Source organism: Thalassospira xianhensis MCCC 1A02616 (assembly GCF_003326475.1).
GTDB classification, from domain to species: Bacteria; Pseudomonadota; Alphaproteobacteria; order Rhodospirillales; family Thalassospiraceae; genus Thalassospira; species Thalassospira xianhensis.
In genome coordinates, this window is record NZ_JPWA01000025.1 from 1 (window position 1) to 19,327 (window position 19,327).

Sequence of the window (19,327 nt, forward strand, 5' to 3'; positions counted from 1 at the left end):
CTGCGCCGCCATGCCCGAAGGCCTGGCCGAAAGCGAACTGTTTGGCTATGCCGCCGGGGCCTTTACCAGTGCGCGGCGCGGCGGCAAGCCGGGGCTTCTGGAACTGGCCGATGGCGGCACATTGTTTCTGGATGAAATCGGCGAACTGACACCCTATTTACAGGCCAAGCTTCTGCGCGTGTTGCAGGATGGCCGGTTCCGGCGCGTCGGCGGCACGGATGAAATTGCGGTTGATGTCCGCGTCATCAGCGCGACCAACCGCGACCTTGACGCCATGTCCCATGACGGCACATTCCGCGAAGACCTTTATTTCCGCCTCAACGTCCTTGGCATCACCCTGCCGCCCTTGCGCGACCGGCGCGAAGACATTGCCGAACTGGCCCTTTATTTCGTCACCCGCACCGCCCAGCAAACCGAACGACCCACACCCCATATCGCAAGGGATGCCCTGTCCTGGCTTGCCAGCCACGATTGGCCGGGCAATGTGCGCGAACTGGAAAACACCCTTTTCCGGGCGGTCGCCCTGCTGGATGGCGACATCCTGACCGCACGCGACCTGACCACCACCGCAAGCAACCCGCCCGCCACGGCCACGGATGAAACCGCAACATCCCGCGATCTGGCAACCAATGCCCCCGCAACCGACCCGATCAATGCGGCCATCGCGCAAGGAAGCCTTGCCGATGGGATGGACATGCTCGAACGTGAAATGCTGATGCGCCTTTACCCGGATTATCCAAGCTCGCGGAAGCTTGCCGAACGGCTTGGAATCTCGCACACTGCGATTGCCCGCAAGCTTCGCAAATATGGCATTTCCGGTTGATCTTGCCTCCCATGTTGCATTGCGGCATGATCCACCTAACTTATGAGGAGGAACAACTCCTCACCCACAGGGAGAAACATCATGCTGACAGGCAAATGCGCACTTGTTACCGGATCCACCAGCGGCATCGGTCTTGCCATGGCCAAGGCCCTTGCAGGGGCCGGGGCGGATGTCATGCTGAACGGCTTTGGCGATAAGGACGAAATCGAGGCCACCCGCAAATCGCTTGAAACCGAGTTTGGCGTGACCGCGCATTACAACGGCGCGGACCTCTCCAAACCCGATCAGATCGAAGCGATGATGAAAGACGCCGCCGCAAAATTCGGCGGTGGGGCCGATATCCTGATCAACAATGCCGGCATTCAATACACCGCCCTGATCGAGGATTTCCCGCCGGAAAAATGGGACGCGATCATTGCGATCAACCTGACCTCGGCCTTTCACACGACGCGCTTTGCCTTGCCGAACATGAAAAAGAAAAACTGGGGCCGGATCATCAATACCGCATCTGCGCACGGTCTGGTCGCATCGGTCCAAAAGGCCGCTTATGTCGCGGCCAAGCACGGCATCATGGGCCTGACCAAGGTAACGGCCCTTGAAACCGCCGAAAGCGGCATCACCGCCAATTCAATCTGCCCGGGCTGGGTGCGCACCGAACTGGTCGAACGCCAGATCGAAGCCAAGGCCAAGGAAGGCGGCATTTCCGTCGAACAGGCCGCAACCAATCTGGTCTCGGACAAACACCCATCCAAACAGTTCGTCACCCCCGAACAGATCGGCCAGACCGCCCTGTTCCTGTGCTCGGACGCCGCATCACAGATGACAGGCACCCATATGTCGGTCGATGGTGGCTGGACGGCGCAGTAAAGTTTTCATGCGCTACTTTGATACCGTTTGGTGTCAAAGTAGCGCATTTTGCTTGAATGATACCGAATAGTTACATAACCTTGCCTCAGGCAAGAATGAAACTGTTCGGTGACATCATGATCATTCGAAACATTGACGATATTCGGGAGGCCGCGCGCAGCTTACGCAAGCAGCGCGGCCTTACCCAAAGCCAGACCGCAGCCCTTATCGGCTACAGCCGAAAATGGCTATCGTCATTCGAGCGGGGCAGCAGCACCCCACCAATTGACATGATCATTCGCCTGTTCGTTTTACTGGGCAGCCCTTTATCTCTGACCGATCTTCAGACCACCACAACACCAAACGATCTATCGGGCGTTATCGACATTGACGAGGGGCTTTAATGACACAGGAAGCCTCTGTTCGATTGCACGGCATCGAAATCGGTACACTTGGCACCGACGATAAGGGTGGCCTGCGCTTTCGCTATAGCCCCGATCACATCCAACGATCTGCCACCGCTCAGACCGTCAACCCCCAACTGTCCCTTCGCCTGCCGGTACCGACACAAGCGGGTGAAAATCGCTGGTTTGATGATGCTGAATGCGGGCCTTTCTTTGCCGGGCTGTTGCCGGACAACAAATTGACCCGTCGAAAACTCGCTCTTGTTCTAAGCAAAGATCACGACATCGCCGCAGATGACGAATTTGCAATGCTATTTGCCCTTGGCAAGGATTGTGCGGGGGCCGTATCCATCGCCCCGGTCGGTACTGTTGAAACCCCCGAAGATACAACCCACCCGGAATATCGCATTCTCGACGAAGCAGAACTTGCCGGGCACATCCGCGACTTGCCTGCGCGCCCCCTATTCGTTGATACGCAGGGCGAAGTCCGCATTTCGCTGGCAGGCGTGCATGACAAGGCCGTTGTTATTCGAACCGGCGAAAAAATTGCCCTGCCGCATGGCAACACACCAAGTTCCCACATCCTCAAGACCGATATTCAGGGCCTTCCGGAATCGATCCGCGTCGAACATTATTGCCTTGAAATCGCCCGTGAAATCGGGCTTCCCTGCCCCCGGTCACACATTTTGCAGGCAGAAGATCAGATTTTCATGCTTGTCGCACGATACGACCGGACATTGCGCGAAAGATCCGGCCAACGATATCTGACCCGCCTGCATCAGGAAGATTTCTGTCAGGCGCTCGGATATTTTCCGCATCAGAAATACGAGCGTGATGGCGGCCCAGACTGGAAAAAAATGTTTGCCGCGCTGGATTTCAGCCTCGATCCTGCCCGCGATAAACTGCTGCTGCTACGATATGCCATTTTCCAATATCTTGTCGGCAATCCTGATGCGCATGCCAAAAATTACAGCCTGATCTGGCAGTCTGGCGGCGTGCGCCTTGCACCGCTTTATGACCTCAATAACGCCGCAGCATTTCGTAATTTCTACAAAGAGCAACGCATTCTCCTTGCCATGTCCATCGGTGGCGAACGCAACCCGAAACTGCTTGGCCGTGAACATTGGGAATCTTTTGCATCCGATATCAATATCAGTCCGAAACTGGTGATCGACGAACTTGCAACACTCTCGAAGTTAACCGAAAAAGCAGCAACCAAACTGCGCCAAGCCACGCGTGGAACAATTGCGGACACAAGCCTGCTTGATCTCGCCCTGGAAGACATTAAATCGCGCTGCCAGAGCCACTAATTGTTACCGAACGGTATCATTTCCTCGATTTCAGGATAAATGATACTGTTCGGTAACAAAATCACCCCAAATACCGCCCCAAATGCTCCACCAGCATCCGGATTTTCGGACTAAGGTGCCGGTTGGTCGGGTAAAGCGCCCAGATACCTTCATCGGTCGGCTGGAATTTGGACAGGACCGGGATCAGATCACCGCTGGCGATCCACGGATCGACGTAATAATCCGGCAACTGGACAATGCCGATCCCCTTTAGGGCAGCATCCAGCAACGCCTGCCCGCTATTGGCATGGATCGAGCCATGAATGCGGATGGTACGTTCCCGGCCGTCTTCTTCAAACCGCCAGTAATCCAGCGTCCCGACAAGGCAGTTATGGCGCGCAAGCTCCGAAAGCGAATGCGGCTCCCCGCGTTTGGAAAGATAGGCTGGCGATGCGCAGACATGAAGGCGGCGGGTTGAAAGCTGCTGGCTCATCAGACTGCCGGTCGTGCCATCAAGCCGCCCAAGCCGGATCGCCATGTCATAACCTTCCAGCACCAGATCAAGTTTCTGGTTGGTAAAGCGACACTGGACTTCAAGCTCCGGATAGCGCGCCACGAAATCATTGACCAGCGGCGCAATCACGGTTTCGCCGTAGGTGGTCGGCGCGGTCAGTTTAAGCTTGCCGCGCGGCACCTGTGTCAGGGTACCGATTGCCCGTTCCGCATCCTGCAAGCCATCCAGCAATTGTCGGCAATGCTGATAGTAAACCAATCCGGCTTCGGTCGCGCTGACCTTGCGCGTGGTGCGGTAAAAAAGCTGCACGCCAAGTTTTTCTTCAAGGGCAGTGATCTGGCGGCTGACCTGGGCCACGGAAATGCCAAGCTGCTTGGCCGCCGCCGTAAAGCTTTTGCGTTCCGTCACGGCGACGAATTCGCTGATCCCGTCCCACGCATTCATTATTACACCACCGTAAAAGTCATTTACCGAAATACCGGATTATCAGATCAGGGGAAATAAATACACTGTTGGCAGTAAATCATTCAAGCCGGAGGAGCGACATGAGCGCCCAAATCATCACCTGCAAAGCCGCCATTGCCTGGGAAGCGGGCAAGCCGCTATCGATTGAAGACGTTCAGGTCGCCCCGCCCAAGGCTGGCGAAGTCCGTGTGCGCATCGTCGCCACCGGCGTTTGCCACACCGATGCCTTTACCCTGTCGGGCGACGACCCCGAAGGCATTTTCCCCGCCATCCTTGGCCATGAAGGTGGCGGGATTGTTGAATCAATCGGCGAAGGTGTGACCAGCGTTGCGGTCGGCGATCATGTGATCCCGCTTTACACCCCGGAATGCGGCGAATGCAAATTCTGCAAATCGGGCAAAACCAACCTGTGCCAGAAAATCCGCGCCACCCAGGGCAAGGGCCTTATGCCCGATGGCACCACACGTTTCTCGCAGAATGGCAAGCCGATTTACCATTATATGGGCTGCTCGACCTTCTCGGAATATACGGTTCTGCCGGAAATCTCGATTGCCAAGGTCAACAAAACCGCCCCGCTTGAAGAAGTCTGCCTGCTGGGTTGCGGTGTCACCACCGGCATGGGGGCCGCCACCAACGCCGCCAAGGTCAAACCGGGTGACAGCGTTGCGATTTTCGGTCTGGGCGGCATTGGTCTTTCGGCCATCATCGGCTGCAAAATGGCCGGTGCCAGCCGCATCATCGCCATTGATATCAACGAAAAGAAATTCGAACTCGCCAAACAGCTTGGCGCAACCGACACCATCAACCCGCAGAAATTCGACAAACCGATCCAGGAAGTCATCGTTGAGATGACCGATGGCGGCGTTGAATACAGCTTTGAATGTATCGGCAATGTCAATGTGATGCGTTCCGCCCTTGAATGCTGCCACAAGGGTTGGGGGGAGTCGGTGATTATCGGTGTTGCCGGTGCCGGTCAGGAAATCTCCACCCGTCCGTTCCAGCTTGTCACCGGTCGCGTCTGGCGCGGCACCGCCTTTGGCGGGGTCAAGGGCCGTTCGCAACTGCCCGATTATGTAGAACGCTACCTCAAGGGCGAATTCAAACTGTCCGATTTCATCACCCACACCATGAAGCTTGAAGACATCAACGAAGCTTTCGACCTGATGCATGAAGGCGAAAGCATCCGTTCGGTCATTCACTATTAAGACCATCTGGCTTCATACGAAAACCCCGCCCTGCCGGTGAAATTCCGGCAAGGTGGGCGAACGGGAGAATAAAATGGGCATTGAAAATTCGTCCAGCAACAAGGTATTCGGCGGCTGGCACAAACAATATACCCATCGGTCCGATGTGCTGGGTTGCGATATGCGGTTTGCCATCTTCCTGCCGCGTCAGGCGGGCAAGGGCAACCGTGTGCCGGTGATGTACTGGCTATCGGGACTGACCTGCACGGATGAAAACTTCATGCAGAAGGCCGGCGCGTTTCGCATCGCAAGCGAACTTGGCATTGCCATCGTCGCCCCCGACACCAGCCCGCGCGGCGACCATGTGCCCGATGACGAAGAAGAAGCCTATGACTTCGGCAAGGGGGCCGGTTTTTACGTCAACGCGACGCAGGAACCGTGGGCGCGCAATTACCGCATGTATGATTACGTGACGAAGGAACTTCCGGCCCTTGTCCGCGATCATTTCCCGATTTCCGATGATGCGGTGATTTCCGGCCATTCGATGGGCGGGCATGGTGCGCTGATGATCGCGCTTAAAAACCCGGGCATGTTCAAATCGGTCACGGCCTTTTCGCCGATTTCAAACCCGATCAATTGCCCATGGGGCCAAAAGGCGCTTGACAATTATCTCGGCGATGACAAATCCGTCTGGAAACAGTGGGACAGCTCGGAACTGATGAAGGCCGCAACCGCCAAGGATATGCAAACCCCCGCCCTTGTTGATCAGGGCGATGCCGATGGCTTCCTGACCGAGCAGCTTAAACCCGATACGCTTTTTGCCGCCGCAAGTCATGCCGGTTATCCGCTGAACCTGCGCATGCAGGAAGGCTACGACCATAGCTATTACTTCATCGCGAGCTTTATCGAAGACCATCTGCGTTTCCACGCATGGCATCTTGGTATCGCCTGAGATCAGGTAACCGCACAGAACCCGCACCCAAGCGGTTTTCACCCGGCACGCGCCTCGTCCCTGTAGGCGTGCCGGGTCTTTTTTTGAAGATTAATCCGGGTCAAAGCTGCGCGCATCAATGGCATCGGCCACGTCATCCGCCGTTTTAAGCGTGCGGATAATTAGCGGCACGACAAGTGCTAGCACCGATTTATCAAGCCCACGCGCGCGTTGCGCATCGCGGATTTCATGACCGATTTGCGCAATCACCGGGATAAAACGCAACACCATCGAAAAGGCCAGACTGACCTTTTCCGGATTAACGCCAAACCGCGCCAGCGGCGTCATTGCCCGTTCCAGCGCGGCCAGCATGTCGGATGTTTTGGTCGTCAGGGTGACAAGCCCGGCAAAACTGACAATCGCGGCGAGCCGGAAAACCACCACAAGCCCCGCCTGCCAGTCATTGAGCCAAAGCTGCACGGCAAAGAACAGAACCAGCAGCCACAATATCGGCCTGATCTGCGCCCAAAGGATGCGGGGGCCAAAACCCGAAACCGGATACAGGACAAAAACTGTCACCAGCACCACCGCCAGAACCGGCCAGTCGGGGATCAGAAAAACCCCGGTCCCCAGCAGCACAAGGGCAAGCACCTTTAACCCCGCCGCCGCCCGGTGCAGGGCGGAATTGCCATCGATGTAAAGTCCGGCAATCACGCCATCATCTCCCGATAGCGGGCAATGGCGATGGCCGGCACATCGTCACAGGCGATCCGGCCATTTTCAAACACCAGCACCCGGTCGTAACCGGCAATCAGATCAAGATCATGGGAAACCGTAATCACGGTCTGATCAAGCTCGGCAATCGCGCGTTCGACCCGGTTGCGATTGCGCAGGTCAAGCAAGGTGGTCGGTTCGTCAAAGATGATGTAACGCGGTGCCATCACCAGCACACCGGAAATCGCCAGAAGCTGCTTCTGGCCCCCGCTTAACAGATGACTGGAATGGGTTTTGAAATCCGACAGGTCATATCGCGCAAGGACTTCGTCGATACGACGGTCAATCTCGTCCTTGGGCAGTTTCAACGCCTTCAGGCCAAAGGCGATGTCTTCTTCGACCACCGGATAGACGATCTGATTATCCGGGTTCTGAAAAACAAAACCGACATGACGGCGCAGTTTGCGCCCGTCTTTGGCGGCATCGAAATCATCGACGCGCACAATCCCCGACGATGCCACCTGAAGCCCGTTCAGAAGCCGGACAAACGTGCTTTTGCCCGATCCATTGGCCCCGACAATCCCGATCCGCCTTTCGCAAAGTGACAGTGAAATATCGTCAAGCACGCGACGCTGATCGAATTCCACGGTGACATTTTCAAGCGTGATCATCGGCACCTGGCGCAAAATTTCAGACAGGGAATAACAGCAAAAGGCGCGATCTGATGACCGCGCCCCATCAAAACCTAGCGTGCCCTGGAAATCAAGGGATAGGCACGCCGGACCGCCATGCAGGCAGCCGTTGCAATCGCAACCTTGATCACATCACCAATCAGGAACGGCGCGGCACCAACGGTCGCCTGCCAGTAACTGATTTCAACAACGATGCTGACCCAAAGATTGCCAATCGCATACAGGACAACAATCCCCCCAATCGCAATCGACAATGCCGCGTTAACGACATTCAGCCTGTCCCAGAATTTTTCAATCAGCAGGCCGATCACAAAGGCCGAAATCACCCAGCCGACGATAAAGCCGCCCGTCGCCCCCAGAAGAACGCCAAAACCACCGCGCCCCCCCGACAAAAGCGGCAGGCCAAGCGCAACCAGCACAACAAACAGCAGGATCGAAAGCCCGCCACGACGCGCCCCCAAAATCGCCCCGGCCAGCATCGGCCCCAGCGATTGCGCGGTCACCGGCACCCCCGTAATCGGCAGGGTGATGGGTGGAAACAACCCAAGCACGGCAGTCACAGCCGCAAACAGCGCGATATAGACGATATCTTTGGTGTTCATGATTTCACGATCCTTCCTTCCCGTTCTCCCCGACGGTGATGGCACAAGCCCCGACACATCACCGTTCGTTTTCCGGTCCTCCCGACCGGTTCAACGGCCGAAGGGATAGCCGCAAAACCGCAGATCGCAAAGCAAAATGACGCATCATCTCCATTAGGGCGGGATCAGAATCGCCTAATAATATTTTGGTTTCAAAAGCTTGCCGCGGATCAAACAGCATCACGCCGGACCGGTGATGCCCTGAGCACGACGCCCTGACAACTGCCAGACAGCCAACAGCCGATGACGGATGCGACGGCAAAGCTACCCCACCCAAAACCGGGCTTCGCGCAATCAGGTAAGTCCGGACAAACCTTGGGCTTCGGCATCCTCGCCAACGGGGCGCAGACGGGCCGCAGACGGGCCGCCTTCTGACCAACAATCCGCTCCGGTCGCTTTCCGGCAATTCTGGCACCCCGCGCATCCCGGACGGACATCATGCCACCACCATCCTCGCCAAACAGACCACCTCGGGCTCACGGCCCGCTCCGGTCACTCCCGGCCATGGCGACATTTCCGACAACCGATGAAGCCCGGATACACTTCGGGCGTACAGCCCCCACTGGTCCACCATCGACGGGTCACAGATCACCGCTGCCCGCTGCTGCCATTACTGCCGCTCCCGGCAAATTCAGCGCTCCCTCTCCAACAAGACGCACCTCTCCCGTCATGACAAATGACCGGGTTAGCTCCCTTAGTCCTCGTGCAGAAGGCCGCCATAATGGCTCCGCCATCCGCCGGTCAATATCCTGCGAATCACCCCGTCGCTCTGTCGGTATCCCTGCCGCTGCATCCTGATCACCTCTTTGATCCGGCCCCAAACGCAAAAACCCGCGAGGCTCAAGGCCTCGCGGGTTTCGGTCCCGTTGACTTTTCTTTTATGCCATAATTAAAAGAACAAATCAAGAACTTTTTGAAAAAAGTTTTATATGCAGTCCGCCCGCAGGCGATCGCCCCTGCTCAACCTACCCTCCAAATGTTCAGGCCCGACCATTTTCAGGCCGGGCCTGTGTGCTCCCGTCATCCGGTATTATTGCGTCCTGATCCCCATCAGGACGCGGCGGATTGACGGAGCCCCCCTGTCTCGATGATGAAATTCTTGACGTCTTCAAGGCCATCCATCGCCTTGAGATTGGTAAACAGGAACGGACGGGTGCCGCGCATTTTTCTGGCATCCCGGTCCATCACTCCCAGATCGGCCCCGACAAGCGGTGCCAGATCGGTTTTGTTGATCACCAGCAGATCGGACCGCGTAATGCCTGGCCCCCCTTTACGCGGGATTTTGTCGCCCGCCGAAACGTCGATGACATAAATCGTGATATCGGCCAGTTCCGGCGAAAATGTCGCCGACAGGTTATCACCACCCGATTCAATAAAGATCGCCTCAAGCCCCGGATGTTTGGCGCTCATATCCTCGACCGCGGCAAGGTTGATCGATGCGTCTTCGCGAATGGCGGTATGCGGGCAGCCCCCCGTTTCAACACCGGCAATGCGGTCTGCTGCCAATGCCCCCGACCGGGTCATGAATTCGGCATCTTCGCGGGTGTAAATATCGTTGGTGATCGCGGCGATATTGAACTCGTCGCGCATGGCCTTGCACAGCCGTTCCAGAAGGGCGGTTTTGCCCGAACCAACCGGGCCACCGATACCAATGCGAAGGGGTGAGCTCATGATCTGAAAAGCCTCGTATATTGGGTTTCGTGTTTCATCGACGTCCAGTCAACCATCGGAGCAGCCGCCCCAAGATTGACCGGACCGGTATTCATCGCGGTTTCGGTCGCCATCGCCACCGCCTTATCAAGGGACGCCAGGGTCCGCACGCCATCGGTCTGCCCCAACGGCACCAGACGCACGGCACTTGACACCAGATTGGCCGCCATCGCGTGCAAAAACGCGCTCAGCGCATCACGCAACGGCACATCCGCCTCGGCCGCGGCAATACCCACCGCAACCGGATAGGATGGCAGACGATCATCATCGCGCATTCGCTTGGCCCAAAGGGTCAAAATGCCATCGCCCCAGACCTTCTGGGCGGTCGAGACAAAGGCACGCCCCTGCGCCGTTGCTTCCAGCGCCATTTCAGCCGTCCCGCGCCAGCAATCGGCATCAACCCCGATATCAAACAGCGCGTCCAGATCCCCCGCACGCGCCGCGCGCCATGCGGCACAGAACAGCACCGCATCAATCCGCCCGGCACCGAATTCCAGAACCCCTTCGATCCAGGTTGTCAGGCTCTCGGCACTGATGACCCGGCGATCCTCGACCGCGTATTCAACACCGTGCGAATAGGTATAGGCACCGACCGGGAATGACGGGCTAAGCCATGTCATCAACCGCATCAGGCCACCCGGCGTCAGGTTGGCGGGGGAACGGGGATCAAGATCAGTGGTCATGCGGCTCCCCGATGGCATGGGCGTGCGCATGAGAATGGGAATGCCCGTGAGAATGCGCATGGCTATGTTCATGACCGTGATCGTGATGATGGTCATGATCGTGATCGTCATGATCATGCGGTTCTTCGAAATGATCATTGCCGTGGCTGTGACCATGGCCGCCACCGCCCAGCCCGTGATAGGCCCCATTTAGCGGATCGAACGGGGCGACTTCGGCGAAAACAACACCGCCCAGCCCCTGCACCATATCGCGCATGACATGATCATCAATGATGCGAAGCCGCCCGTCTTTCAGGACCTGAAGCGGGGTATGACGGTTGCCGATATGCCAGGCCAGTTTGGCCGCCGCAATCGGGCCGGAACACGTGATGGTCAGAACGTCCTCGGCAGCCGCGCGCACCACAATCACCCCGCCATCAACCAGACGCAGCCGGTCACCGTTCCCCAACCGCACCGCATGGGGCAGATCAAGCAGGAACGCCTCCCCGGCATCATCCAGCAGCCGGATGCGCCGCCGGTGACGGTCGGCAAAGGCGAGTGTTACCGTACCGCGCACTTCGGCTGTGTCGGACTGGCTGACCGGGATATGTTCAATGGCGCGACGCATGATCCGGGCTCCTAGAACAGGAAGTAACGCTGTGCCATCGGCACGCGATCAACCGGCTGACAGGTCAGAAGTTCGCCATCGGCACGGACCTGATAGGTTTCCGGATCGACTTCCATTCTCGGCAGGGCATCGTTCAGTTTCATGTCCTTTTTGCCTATATTGCGCGTGTTCGAAACCGCCAGAAGCTGCTTTGCCAGACCAAACTCGGCGGCAATTCCGGCATCAATCCCCGCCTGGGATACGAACGAGAAGCTCGATTTTGCCAATGCCGAACCATAGGCGCCAAACATCGGACGATAATGAACCGGCTGCGGTGTGGGGATCGAGGCATTCGGATCCCCCATCGCCGCCCCGATAATCATGCCGGCCTTGATGATCATGTCGGGTTTGACGCCAAAGAACATCGGCTTCCAGACCACGATATCGGCAATCTTGCCGACCTCGATCGATCCGACATGGGATGCAATCCCCTGCGCAATTGCCGGGTTGATCGTGTATTTCGCGACATAACGCTTGGCACGGAAATTATCATTCCCCGGCCCGTCTTCCGACAGGCTGCCGCGCTGCTTTTTCATCTTGTCGGCTGTCTGCCAGGTGCGCGAAATGACCTCGCCCACGCGGCCCATGGCCTGACTGTCCGACGAAATGATCGAAAACGCGCCAAGGTCATGCAGGATATCCTCGGCCGCAATGGTTTCGCGGCGGATGCGGCTTTCGGCAAAGGCGACATCTTCGGGGATCTTCGGATCAAGGTGATGGCACACCATCAGCATGTCCAAATGCTCGTCGATGGTGTTCACCGTAAAGGGACGTGTGGGGTTGGTCGAACTTGGCAGAACGTTCGCTTCCCCACACAGCTTGATGATATCAGGCGCATGGCCACCACCGGCCCCTTCGGTGTGGAAGGTATGGATGGTGCGACCCTTGAACGATGCACGGGTATGTTCGACAAAGCCGCTTTCATTCAGCGTATCAGTATGGATCATCACCTGCACGTCAAGGTCATCAGCCACCGACAGGCAGGTATCAATCGACGCCGGGGTCGTGCCCCAGTCTTCATGCAGTTTAAGCCCGCAAACACCGGCTTTGACCTGCTCTATCAATGATCCCGGCAGGGTCGCGTTACCCTTGCCAAAGAAACCGATATTCATCGGTAATCCGTCGGCTGCCTGCAACATGCGGGCAATGTGCCACGGGCCGGGCGTACAGGTGGTGGCGTTAGTACCCGCTGCCGGGCCGGTCCCACCGCCCAGCATCGTGGTTACACCGGAATACAGCGCATCTTCGACCTGTTGCGGGCAAATCCAGTGAATATGGGCGTCAATCCCGCCTGCGGTAATGATGTTGCCTTCACCGGCAATCACCTCGGTCCCCGGACCGATGATGATGTCAACACCGGGCTGCACATCAGGGTTCCCGGCCTTGCCGATTCCGGCAATGCGGCCATCGCGAATGCCGATATCGGCCTTGATGATGCCGGTATAATCAAGGATCAGCGCATTGGTGATCACGGTATCGACCGATCCCTCGGCGCGCGATGCCTGCGACTGGCCCATGCCGTCGCGGATGACCTTGCCACCGCCGAATTTGACTTCTTCGCCAAGGATCGTGAAATCCTGTTCGACCTCGATCAGAAGCTCGGTATCGGCCAAACGGACCTTGTCACCCACGGTCGGGCCAAACATGGCGGCATAGGATGCGCGATCAATTTCATAAGCCATTTTTACGCTCCCAGCTTGCCGTTGATTTTGGCGTTAAAGCCATAGACCACACCCGACCCGGCATATTTCACCAGATTGACTTCGCGCGTCTGGCCCGGCTCGAACCGAACGGCGGTGCCCGCCGGGATATCAAGACGGAAACCGCGCGCCGCTTCGCGATCAAAATCAAGGCCCGGATTGGTTTCATAAAAATGATAGTGCGATCCGACCTGCACCGGGCGATCCCCGGTATTGGCGACGGTCAGTGTTTTGGTTTCGCGATCCTGATTAAGGATCAGGCTGCCTTCTTTGGTAATGATTTCACCTGGAATCATGGCCTGTTTCCTTTGCCTAGCGGATCGGTTCGTGAACGGTCACAAGCTTCGTCCCGTCGGGAAATGTCGCTTCGACCTGAATTTCATGGATCATTTCGGCGATGCCATCCATTACCTGATCACGCGTGATCACAGTCGCTCCGTCGCGCATCAGATCGGCAACCGATTTGCCGTCGCGCGCGCCTTCGACCACAAAATCCGTGATCAGGGCGATGGCTTCGGGATGGTTCAGTTTCACGCCGCGTTCAAGGCGGCGTCGCGCCACCATGGCGGCCATTGAAACCAGCAATTTGTCCTTTTCGCGTGGCGTCAGATTCATGCCGTTCTCCTAAATTTCCCAAAGACGCGGCAGGCGCGCCGGAAGTCCCCGTGTTTCATGGCGGAACTGTTTCCACCACGCGCCGTAAACCCGGCGCAATTTCATCGGATCGCGCGCCATGAAACGCGTGATCACAATCCCCTTCATCGCGGTTGCCGCGCAAAGCACATCCGTTTCCATCAAACCATCGGATGCGCGCGCCAGACAATCGCGTGCGATATCAAGTTTTTCTTCGGCACCCTGCCCGACCAGAATGGCGGTCGCCGCCGCCCGTGCACCATCAAACGATGCCGGATGATCCAGCATGCGCAAAACATCACCTTCCAGATGCAGCGCATCGCGCCAGACAGGCCGCCCGTCAATCGAGACATCCCATGCATCACGTGCCAGCCCGGTTGTGAAAACCTCGCCACGGGCAAGACGGCCAAACACCATGATTTCACCGGCCATCACCTGCCCGGAACCGGTAACGGAAACCTTCGTCTTGCGGCGCAGACGCGCCTGATCAAACAGGATGGTTTCATGCGGCAACCATTCCAGCCAGCCGTTATCTTCGGCCGCCAGATTAACCGACATCACGCAATCAGGCCCGGCGGAACGGTAAATCTTTTCGGCGGCCTGGGCGGTAAATAGCGCGGATGCCCCTGCCCTGACCCGGCCTTCAAATGCCAGATGATCGCCGCCAACCATGCCGCCCGATGTCGTCACCAGAACGGCAGTCACCAGATCCCCGGCCATCGGACGCGGGAACAGGATTTTCATCGGATCGCGGTAATAAAGGTGATCAAGGGCTGCAAAACCCGCACCCGGCTTGAACGCAACCTCGGCCCGGCCGTCGGTGACGATCGGGTTGGAAGCGTCTGACATTTGCGGTTCCGCCTTCAAATCGCTGCGGACCGGGTTTTCGAGTTTGCGAAGCTGCACAAAGCCACCTGAATATTTCAGTCGCACAACCGGTTAACCCGTGGTCAGACCGGCTGGCCCATCGGCAAACACAGCAAGATGCGGGCCAAACCGCACAGCCCGCAATCACGCCATTTACCGCACCGGCCCCAATTCATCCATGCGCAAAATTTTGGCAAATGCTGATCAAACAGTCAGATACGACCGCACTTTTTCGCGATCCAGCGCATCCTTGGACCCCGCCAGCACCACCTCGCCACGTTCGAGCACGACAATCTCGTCGGCCAGTTCATGGGCGAAATCAAAATACTGCTCGACCAGTAGGATCGCCATATCGCCCCGATCCGCGAGCTGTTTGATGACGCGCTGGATATCCTTGATGATCGATGGCTGAATACCCTCGGTCGGCTCATCAAGCACAAGAAGTCGCGGACGCGTCACCAGCGCCCGCCCGATGGCAAGCTGCTGCTGCTGCCCGCCCGACAGGTCCCCGCCACGACGGCCCAGCATGTCGCGCAGCACTGGAAACAGTTCAAAAATCTCGTCAGGGATATGACGAAGGGCGCGCGGAAGGGCAGCAAACCCGGTTTCAAGGTTTTCCTTCACGGTCAGAAGCGGGAAAATCTCGCGCCCCTGAGGCACAATCGCAATCCCCGATGCTGATCGTTTCCAGGCCGGATCACGCGATATGTTTTTGCCTTCCCAGGTGATGTTGCCATCGGCAATCGGATGCTGTCCGACAACCGCGCGCATCAGCGATGTTTTGCCAACACCGTTACGCCCCAGAACCGCCGTAACCTTGCCGGTTTCCGCACTGAGCGATACCTTGCGAAGCGCATGCGAAGCCCCATAAAACAGATCGATATTGGCTACATCCAGCATGATCAGCGCCCCAAATATACTTCGATGACCCGCGGGTCTTTCTGAACATGGTCAAGGCGACCTTCGGCAAGCACCGATCCTTCGTGCAGGACGGTCACCTTGCAATCAAGATCGCGGACAAATTCCATGTCATGTTCGACAACCACAACCGACCGGTCCGTTGCAATGGATCGCAGCAATTTCGCGGTCTGTTCGGTTTCGGAATCCGTCATGCCTGCAACCGGTTCATCCACCAGAAGCAATTCCGGCTCCTGCATTAGCAACATGCCAATCTCAAGCCACTGTTTCTGTCCATGCGACAGGTTGGCTGCCGTCTCGTCACGCTTGTCGGTCAGCATGATGGTTTCAAGCGTCTGTTCAATGCGAAGCTTCTCGGCGTTGCCCAAGCGATGGAAAAGCGCCTGAAACACACCGCGCCCGCCCGAACAGGCCAGCAGCAGATTGTCAAACACCGTATGGCTTTCAAACACGGTCGGCTTCTGGAACTTGCGCCCGATGCCAAGGTTCGCGATCTCTGCCTCATCAAGCTTGGTCAGGTCGACTTCGCTTCGGAACATCACATCACCCGTATCGGGCCGGGTTTTACCGGTGATGATGTCCATCATCGTCGTCTTGCCCGCCCCGTTCGGCCCGATAATCGCGCGAAGCTCGCCCGGCTCGACATAAAACGAAAGGCTGTTAAGTGCCCGGAACCCGTCAAAGGTGACGGAAACGCCATCGACATAAAGGATGGTGTTGGCTTTGGCGGCCTTGCGTTCGGCCTTTTCAATCTCGATTGCGGCTGCCTCGCTCATGCCTTACCTCCTTCGTTTGCACGCCCGTTCAGGAAACGCTTCCGCAGGGTGCTAAACGCCGATTGCCGGTCGGGTGATCCAAATGCCGGCACCGCCCCGATCACACCCTTTGGCAGGAACAGGGTCACGGCGATGAACAACCCGCCAAGGAAGAACAGCCAGAAATCAGGCATCACGCCGGTAAAGAAGGTTTTGGCATAGTTCACGATGAAAGCCCCCAGCACCGCACCATACAGCGTGCCACGCCCGCCAACCGCGACCCAGATGACGATTTCAATCGACAATGCCGGGGCAAATTCGCCCGGATTGATGATGCCGACCTGCGGCACATAAAGCGATCCGGCAATCCCGGCCATCACGGCCGACACGGTAAAGACGAACAGCTTGTAATATTCGACCCGGTAGCCGGTAAAACGCACGCGCGCCTCGGCATCGCGGATCGCAATCAGAACCTTGCCCAGACGGGAATTGGTAATACAGCGCGCCACGACATAACAGATGCCCAGCATCACACAGGATGCAATGAACAGGGCCGCCCGCGTTCCATCGGCCTGCAACGAGAAACCAAGCAGATCCTTGAAATCGGTCAGGCCGTTATTGCCGCCAAATCCCATATCGTTGCGGAAGAATGCCAGTAACAGCGCATAGGTCATTGCCTGCGTGATGATCGAAAGATACACACCGGTCACACGCGACCGGAAGGCAAGGAAACCAAACACAAAGGCCAGAAGCCCCGGCACGAACATCGCCATTACGACGGCAAACCAGAACATGTCAAAGCCGTACCAGTACCACGGCAATTCGGTCCAGTTCAGGAACACCATGAAGTCCGGTAGTTCCGGGTTGCCATAAACCCCGCGATCCCCGATCTGGCGCATCAGATACATGCCCATGGCATAACCGCCAAGCGCAAAGAACGCCCCGTGACCAAGGCTTAGAATCCCGCAGAACCCCCAGATCAGATCAACCGAAAGCGCCAGCAACGCATAGCAAAGGTACTTGCCAAGCAGGCTCATCATCCAAGTCGGAACATGAAGGGCAGATCCTTCGGGCACGATCAGATTACCGACCGGGATCAGGATGGACGCCACAATCAGGATCCCAAGCAGGATCATCCCCCCACGATCCCGCAACAGCCACCCGATCACCGGCGTCATTTGGTATTTCTGGCGATAGTCGGTCATGTATCAGGCCTCCACCGCGCGACCCTTAAGGGCAAACAGCCCCTTTGGTCGTTTCTGGATGAACAGGATCAGCGCAATCAGAACAAAGATTTTCGCCAGCACCGCACCGGCCACCGGTTCAAGGAACTTGTTCACAATGCCAAGACTGAATGCGCCAAGGACCGTGCCCCAAAGGTTGCCAACCCCGCCAAACACCACGACCATGAAACTGTCGATGATGTAGGTCTGACCAAGGTTCGGACTGACATTTGAAATCTGGCTAAGCGCGACACCGGCAATTCCGGCAATGCCGGAACCAAGCCCGAATGTCAGGGCATCGACATAGCCGGTGCGGATGCCAACCGATCCCGCCATGCGGCGGTTCTGGGTGACAGCACGCATTTGCAGACCAAAGGCGGTATAGCGCAGCACAATCGCGATCCCGCCGACCACAATCAGGCTGAACAGGATGATCCAAAGACGGTTGTAGGTCAGGACCAGACCGTTTGACAGCTCAAGCGCGCCGCTCATGAAATCGGGTGCGGTAACCTGCTGGTTGGTGGCGCCAAAGATGGTTCTGATCGCCTGCTGCAAGACAAGGCTGACACCCCATGTCGCCAGAAGCGTTTCAAGCGGACGACCATACAGGAACCGGATCACGCAGCGTTCGATCACGATGCCGACCAGACCGGCAACAACGAATGCCGCAGGCACCGCAATCACCAACGACCACGGCGAACCCGACGGAATGACAGATGAAAAAATCTGCTGCACGACAAAGGTGGTATAGGCACCGATCATGATCATTTCGCCGTGCGCCATATTGATCACGCCCATCACGCCAAAGGTGATGGCAAGGCCAACCGCGGCAAGCAACAGCACGGATCCAAGACTGATGCCGCGATAGACATCCCCCAGCGTCTGCCACATCGAAAGCCGCCCCTCGACATCGGCAAGCGCATCTTTGGCCGCGGCGACGACTTCGGGCTGGTAACCTTCGGCTTCGGCACTGGCAACGAATTGCGACAATACCGCACGGATTTGCGGTGTGGTTTCGCTGGCCAGCACTTCGATGGCGGTCAGACGTTCTTCGGTGGTTTCACCGGCCGCCAGCGCCATGGTCGCCCGTGCAAGTTCCATCCGCGCCAGAAGCGTCGCATCTTCCTCACGCTCGATCGCGCGGATCAGCAATGGCAACATCGACGGATCGCGGGCGTCCATGACCTGCTCGACGGCGGCAGTACGGATTCCGATATCCTGACTAAACAGGTTAAGGGCGGCCAACGCATCGCGCAGCGCGCCACGCAGACGGTTGTTGATCTTGATCTTGTCGAGTTCCTTGGAACCGCTTTCACCCACAACCTCGCCGCTGACGACGTCGATATGGTTCCAGACCTTGCCCTTTTTCTCGCCAATCACGACGTGTTCGTCGCTGGCGCGGACAAACAGGTTGCCTTCAAGCATCGCGTTCAGGATCGGCGCGACGCGGGGGTCGCCATCGGCAGCCATGGCTTCAATTGCTTCAACCTTTTTGGTCGAACTTTTGTGGTTCAGCTGTTCCGTCACATTGCGCAGTTCTTCGTCGCTAAATGCGTATGCTGGCCGAGGTGATGCCAGCACCAAAATCGCAAAAATTGCGGCAACGGCAAACAGGACAGGCAGGGAATTGTTCGCGCGGACACGGAAACGGCACAGGACAGCGGTCATGACAGTACGCATGGTCACCAA

The 19,327-nt window shown here is 57.4% G+C and carries 21 protein-coding genes; 6 read left to right on the forward strand and 15 right to left on the reverse strand.

What is annotated here, in order from left to right; translation table 11 throughout:
* From TH5_RS17775 to TH5_RS17790, 4 genes are all read left to right on the forward strand, one after another.
* On the forward strand, nt 1-823 hold an 823-nt coding region (locus tag TH5_RS17775; RefSeq protein ID WP_167443588.1), incomplete at its 5' end, for a sigma 54-interacting transcriptional regulator.
* An 81-nt stretch (nt 824-904) separates the two neighbouring features.
* The gene (locus tag TH5_RS17780; protein ID WP_085645578.1) at nt 905-1,690 is read left to right on the forward strand and encodes a 3-hydroxybutyrate dehydrogenase; all 786 of its coding nucleotides are present in this window, start codon (nt 905-907) and stop codon (nt 1,688-1,690) included.
* Between the two features lie 116 nt (nt 1,691-1,806).
* On the forward strand, nt 1,807-2,073 hold the full coding sequence (locus TH5_RS17785; protein WP_167443589.1) for a helix-turn-helix domain-containing protein: 267 nt from the start codon (nt 1,807-1,809) through the stop codon (nt 2,071-2,073).
* Nucleotides 2,073-3,383 (forward strand): type II toxin-antitoxin system HipA family toxin, encoded by a 1,311-nt coding sequence (locus tag TH5_RS17790; protein WP_114122980.1) that lies wholly within the window; start codon nt 2,073-2,075, stop codon nt 3,381-3,383. The genes TH5_RS17785 and TH5_RS17790 overlap by 1 nt, the downstream gene beginning before the upstream one ends.
* Nucleotides 3,384-3,444: 61 nt before the next feature.
* Here the strand turns inward: TH5_RS17790 and TH5_RS17795 are convergent, their stop codons facing one another.
* Nucleotides 3,445-4,320: a LysR substrate-binding domain-containing protein gene (locus tag TH5_RS17795; protein WP_114122981.1), complete on the reverse strand. Its 876-nt coding sequence runs from the start codon at nt 4,318-4,320 to the stop codon at nt 3,445-3,447.
* 116 nt (nt 4,321-4,436) lie between these two features.
* On the opposite strand from TH5_RS17795, the gene TH5_RS17800 reads away from it, so the two are divergent.
* Together TH5_RS17800 and fghA are read left to right on the forward strand one after the other, a co-directional pair.
* Entirely contained in the window at nt 4,437-5,546 is a 1,110-nt protein-coding gene (locus TH5_RS17800; RefSeq protein ID WP_244204969.1) for an S-(hydroxymethyl)glutathione dehydrogenase/class III alcohol dehydrogenase, read from the forward strand.
* Between the two features lie 73 nt (nt 5,547-5,619).
* Nucleotides 5,620-6,477: an S-formylglutathione hydrolase gene (fghA, locus tag TH5_RS17805; protein ID WP_114122983.1), complete on the forward strand. Its 858-nt coding sequence runs from the start codon at nt 5,620-5,622 to the stop codon at nt 6,475-6,477.
* A gap of 90 nt (nt 6,478-6,567) precedes the next feature.
* On the opposite strand, the gene TH5_RS17810 is transcribed toward fghA, so the two are convergent.
* The 14 genes from TH5_RS17810 to urtB form a co-directional block, all read right to left on the reverse strand.
* Nucleotides 6,568-7,170 (reverse strand): energy-coupling factor transporter transmembrane component T family protein, encoded by a 603-nt coding sequence (locus TH5_RS17810; protein ID WP_114122984.1) that lies wholly within the window; start codon nt 7,168-7,170, stop codon nt 6,568-6,570.
* Nucleotides 7,167-7,841 (reverse strand): energy-coupling factor ABC transporter ATP-binding protein, encoded by a 675-nt coding sequence (locus tag TH5_RS17815; RefSeq protein ID WP_114122985.1) that lies wholly within the window; start codon nt 7,839-7,841, stop codon nt 7,167-7,169. Before TH5_RS17815 ends, TH5_RS17810 begins: the two co-directional genes overlap by 4 nt.
* A gap of 74 nt (nt 7,842-7,915) precedes the next feature.
* Nucleotides 7,916-8,464, reverse strand: coding sequence for a biotin transporter BioY (locus TH5_RS17820; protein ID WP_062951180.1), 549 nt, complete (start codon nt 8,462-8,464; stop codon nt 7,916-7,918).
* A 1,089-nt stretch (nt 8,465-9,553) separates the two neighbouring features.
* Entirely contained in the window at nt 9,554-10,174 is a 621-nt protein-coding gene (gene ureG, locus TH5_RS17825) for an urease accessory protein UreG (protein WP_007088868.1), read from the reverse strand.
* Nucleotides 10,171-10,896 carry an urease accessory protein UreF gene (locus TH5_RS17830; RefSeq protein WP_114122986.1) on the reverse strand — a complete coding sequence of 242 codons (726 nt, stop codon included), beginning with the start codon at nt 10,894-10,896 and terminating at the stop codon, nt 10,171-10,173. Before TH5_RS17830 ends, ureG begins: the two co-directional genes overlap by 4 nt.
* Nucleotides 10,886-11,503 carry an urease accessory protein UreE gene (locus tag TH5_RS17835; RefSeq protein ID WP_114122987.1) on the reverse strand — a complete coding sequence of 206 codons (618 nt, stop codon included), beginning with the start codon at nt 11,501-11,503 and terminating at the stop codon, nt 10,886-10,888. The genes TH5_RS17830 and TH5_RS17835 overlap by 11 nt, the downstream gene beginning before the upstream one ends.
* A gap of 11 nt (nt 11,504-11,514) precedes the next feature.
* On the reverse strand, nt 11,515-13,224 hold the full coding sequence (ureC, locus tag TH5_RS17840; RefSeq protein WP_114122988.1) for an urease subunit alpha: 1,710 nt from the start codon (nt 13,222-13,224) through the stop codon (nt 11,515-11,517).
* A gap of 2 nt (nt 13,225-13,226) precedes the next feature.
* Complete coding sequence (locus TH5_RS17845) at nt 13,227-13,538, reverse strand: urease subunit beta (protein WP_007088864.1); 312 nt, start codon at nt 13,536-13,538, stop codon at nt 13,227-13,229.
* Between the two features lie 16 nt (nt 13,539-13,554).
* Nucleotides 13,555-13,857, reverse strand: a complete 303-nt coding sequence (locus TH5_RS17850) for an urease subunit gamma (protein ID WP_007088863.1) — start codon at nt 13,855-13,857, stop codon at nt 13,555-13,557.
* Nucleotides 13,858-13,866: 9 nt separating this feature from the next.
* The gene (locus tag TH5_RS17855) at nt 13,867-14,724 is read right to left on the reverse strand and encodes an urease accessory protein UreD (RefSeq protein ID WP_244204965.1); all 858 of its coding nucleotides are present in this window, start codon (nt 14,722-14,724) and stop codon (nt 13,867-13,869) included.
* Nucleotides 14,725-14,946: 222 nt separating this feature from the next.
* Complete coding sequence (urtE, locus tag TH5_RS17860; protein ID WP_062960640.1) at nt 14,947-15,642, reverse strand: urea ABC transporter ATP-binding subunit UrtE; 696 nt, start codon at nt 15,640-15,642, stop codon at nt 14,947-14,949.
* Between the two features lie 2 nt (nt 15,643-15,644).
* Nucleotides 15,645-16,436 carry an urea ABC transporter ATP-binding protein UrtD gene (urtD, locus tag TH5_RS17865; protein ID WP_114122990.1) on the reverse strand — a complete coding sequence of 264 codons (792 nt, stop codon included), beginning with the start codon at nt 16,434-16,436 and terminating at the stop codon, nt 15,645-15,647.
* Nucleotides 16,433-17,620 (reverse strand): urea ABC transporter permease subunit UrtC, encoded by a 1,188-nt coding sequence (gene urtC, locus TH5_RS17870; protein WP_114122991.1) that lies wholly within the window; start codon nt 17,618-17,620, stop codon nt 16,433-16,435. The genes urtD and urtC overlap by 4 nt, the downstream gene beginning before the upstream one ends.
* Before the next feature lie 3 nt (nt 17,621-17,623).
* A complete protein-coding gene (urtB, locus tag TH5_RS17875) occupies nt 17,624-19,318 on the reverse strand; it encodes an urea ABC transporter permease subunit UrtB (protein ID WP_208638481.1) in 1,695 nt (564 codons plus the stop codon).
* Nucleotides 19,319-19,327: the final 9 nt, after the last annotated feature.